The following is a 3,298-nucleotide window of genomic DNA, read 5'->3' on the forward strand; positions in this document are numbered from 1 at the left end:
AAGGCAGCGTGAAATTTCCTGGTTTATCAGCCTATTCGGCCAGTAAAGCGGCACTACATACCTTAACGGAATGTTTGGCATTCGAATTGGCTGAAACCGGCATAAAGGTAAATTGCCTGGCTTTAGGTTCTGCGCAAACCGAAATGCTTGAAGCGGCGTTTCCAGGCTACCAAAGCCCGGTGATGGCTTTTGAAATGGGTAAATATGTTGCCGATTTTGCTAAAACAGGACAAAAATTCTTTAATGGAAAAATTTTACCTGTAGCAGTAACTACACCGTAAAACCGCCTTTCAGTTGTAGTCATTTTAGTTGTTAACAAATCATTTGTTCACATATAATTGATTTTCACATCTGAAATAAATTCACCTGACTGTACCCTTTTTAGCTGGATTTCATGGTTTCCAGGCAATCAAAGAGGAAAAATTCCATTCAGATATTTAACAAATGTGCCCGAGTTTAGCTTGGGCTTTTTTGTTTCAACTGGTTTTCAACATTTTAATGTGCCTTAAAATATTTTTATATCTTTGGCACCAACATATGAAGAAAATAATTCCAATTCTGTTTTTCATTTTGTCTGCCACTGCAGTAAAAGCCCAAACCATAATACCCGCACAATACCAGGAAATGGTGAAAAAGTTGGTTGCGAATCTTCCGAAAGATGCTAAAGCAACCAATAATCAAAAGGAAACCAAATCAGAAACATTAATCGACTTTGCGAAAAGCATGTTGGGTATCCGTTACCGATATGCAACGAGCAACCCGAAATTAGGATTCGATTGTTCTGGCTTCGTTAGTTACGTTTTCAGCAACTTTGGCTTCAAGGTGCCACGCTCATCAAGAGAATTTAGCGGCGCCGGTAAAGAAACCAATTTAGAAAATGCAAAGGTAGGCGATGTATTGATTTTTACGGGAAGTAATTCCAGCGTTAGAAGAGTTGGTCATGTAGGAATTGTTTATTCGGTTGATGCTGATGGCATTAAATTCATTCACGCTTCCTCAGGAAAAGCCAAAGGCGTAACCATTACACCTCTAAACGGGCATTACAAAACGCGTTTCATGAAAATTGTAAGTATTATCTAAACTTATTTTTTCAGATACTTCCACATTCTGGGTTTACCTTCAGCAATCCATTCAACGGCTGTATCTAATCTTTTTAGTTTGGTCGCTTCGGTTTTAGCTTCTTCCAGCCAATTCACATATTCGCGTTTGTTCGATTCGCTAAAATTTTGAAAGATACTTAAAGCGGATGGATCTTCCTGCAGCGCATCGATAAAGTATTGTGGAACAACGAGCGTTGGTTTTTCAGTAGCTTTTGGCTTTGGTGGAAGTTTGATTCCATCTTCATTGAGCTGGATGGCTTCTAAAATATAGGCGATTAGAATTTCGTCGGCGGGGAGATCTTTAATAGATGTGATTTTACCCAATGAACCCATTGCATTGTTCCTATCTTTAAAAAGATTACACTCATCTTTCATTAGGGAGCCTTTCCAGAAGCCGAAAGCACAGTGATTTTTAAACGAGGCGAAATGGCAAACCGAACCTTTTAGATCGAAAAAAGGCATACTCCACTTCATTTTTTCTTCTATTCGAGCATCTGCTTTATGGATAAGATTTCTGAGATGATCCAAAATAGGAATCGCAAATTCCGCTGAATTGATGATGTATTGATCAACCTGAACGATGGTATGCATAGTGTTTGGTTTTAACAATTAAATTTAAAGTAAAACAACTTTTAATGCAAGATCCACATCACCATTTTTCAGAAAATTTCTAGCCAGTTCATGAAGTTCACGTTCTCTGTTAGTCACATCTCCTATTGTCGCATCCAAAACTTCTTTTACCTCTGGATGATTTGAAACCAGATCAATTTCATCTTCGTTTGGTAAATGCTCAATATTGCCCAGCATACCCAAATCGTTTCCTGTAAGAACCTTTGATAACCGGACAGATTTTGGTAAAGCATCAACACCGATTCCCAATTTGGCCAACGGCTTAGCCACTTTAAACAGATTGCTTTCCGTAACCCGGCAATACCAATCGCCACCCAAACGGGCAACCAAATCTATTTTTTGCTGATCAATTTTACCATTTTCATCAAGCACATTTTCATTGATGTGAATCAGCTTAATTTCTGCTAAAATTAAGTTTCCGGCACCATGATTATCGCCCAAAGGAATAACCTGATTGACCACACATTCGAACTGAACAGGTGCTTCTGCCACTCTTGGTGGGGCAACCAATTCAGATTGTAGCATCGTAAAACCTGCCTTTTCAAATTCGTTCACGCCTTTTGCGTATTCCGTACTGGCAAGGCTCATTTGCTGAACCATATCATAATTCACAATGTTGATGACACACTCTTTTACTTCGAGAACGTTTTCTAAGGTGTGTTTAGTTGTATTATCGCGTACACGCCTGGCCGGCGAAAAAATACAAATCGGCGGCTTTGTACTAAACATATTAAAAAAACTAAACGGACTCAGGTTAATGTTTCCTTCAGCATCAACAGTGGATGCAAAGCAAATTGGCCGCGGAGCGATGGCGTATTGCAGGTAATCTTGCAATTGCACAGGAGTTAAATCTTCAGTTTTTAGGGTTAACACGGTAGAGGTTTTAAGGTTGGAAGGTTTTTGAGACGCGATACTTGATATTGGAAAAGTTGTAATGTTTCATGTGATAGCAATCAATTCTAAATAAAACGAGTTTAAGATTCTACCTTTTGCCCTCTAAGTTCTTCTTTTTTAATTCAAAATCTCTTAGATAATCAATAAACCGCTTAGTTTTTGCTGAAAATTCAACACACTTATCATATAAAAAATTGAAATCATTTTGCGAAAGTTTGTTAGCTGCCTGTAGTATTATTATCTTATTTCTAAACTCACCGGAAGAACCTTTGGCATATGTTAAAAATCGAACAAAATCTGGGTTGTTATTATACTCAAAACCTTCGGCAACATTATCAGACATTGACATGGCTGCTCGTCGAAACTGATCTTTCAAGCCAAAGTCAGATTTCATTGGTTCAGAATCAGAAATACGATAAGCCTCTACCCCTACTTGTTTTGCCAATTGCCAGATTTCCAAATCCTCAAACTTTTCGATTTTTGCCATAAGCAAACCTTTAAATACTTAGTTTATAAGCACTGTCATTTTGCAACCTGCACATTTCAACTTTCAAACATTTCAATTTTTCAACAGAAAACAATTGCAATAGCTAAATTTCAAATAATCAGTTTATAAGCACTGTCATTTTGCAACCTGGACATTTCAACTTTCAAACATTTCAATTTTTCAATAA

Annotated in this window: 5 protein-coding genes; 2 read left to right on the forward strand and 3 right to left on the reverse strand. The window is 37.6% G+C overall.

The features are described from left to right. Positions 1 to 281: SDR family oxidoreductase (locus ON09_RS23205; protein ID WP_010603459.1), on the forward strand; the 281-nt coding region annotated here is incomplete at its 5' end. A gap of 256 nt (positions 282 to 537) precedes the next feature. Next, complete coding sequence (locus ON09_RS23210) at positions 538 to 1,080, forward strand: C40 family peptidase (protein WP_029204591.1); 543 nt, start codon at positions 538 to 540, stop codon at positions 1,078 to 1,080. Positions 1,081 to 1,082: 2 nt separating this feature from the next. Here ON09_RS23210 and ON09_RS23215 read toward each other — a convergent pair whose 3' ends face one another. The 3 genes from ON09_RS23215 to ON09_RS23225 all read right to left on the reverse strand — a co-directional run bounded on the left by ON09_RS23215 (position 1,083) and on the right by ON09_RS23225 (position 3,111). Then, positions 1,083 to 1,691: a YdeI/OmpD-associated family protein gene (locus ON09_RS23215; RefSeq protein WP_010603461.1), complete on the reverse strand. Its 609-nt coding sequence runs from the start codon at positions 1,689 to 1,691 to the stop codon at positions 1,083 to 1,085. Positions 1,692 to 1,715: 24 nt separating this feature from the next. Then, positions 1,716 to 2,603, reverse strand: coding sequence for a flavin reductase family protein (locus tag ON09_RS23220; RefSeq protein WP_010603462.1), 888 nt, complete (start codon positions 2,601 to 2,603; stop codon positions 1,716 to 1,718). 109 nt (positions 2,604 to 2,712) lie between these two features. Further along, positions 2,713 to 3,111 (reverse strand): four helix bundle protein, encoded by a 399-nt coding sequence (locus tag ON09_RS23225; RefSeq protein ID WP_010603463.1) that lies wholly within the window; start codon positions 3,109 to 3,111, stop codon positions 2,713 to 2,715. Positions 3,112 to 3,298: the final 187 nt, after the last annotated feature.

The sequence above is a fragment of the Pedobacter agri PB92 genome (assembly GCF_000258495.1).
Taxonomy (GTDB): Bacteria; Bacteroidota; Bacteroidia; order Sphingobacteriales; family Sphingobacteriaceae; genus Pedobacter; species Pedobacter agri.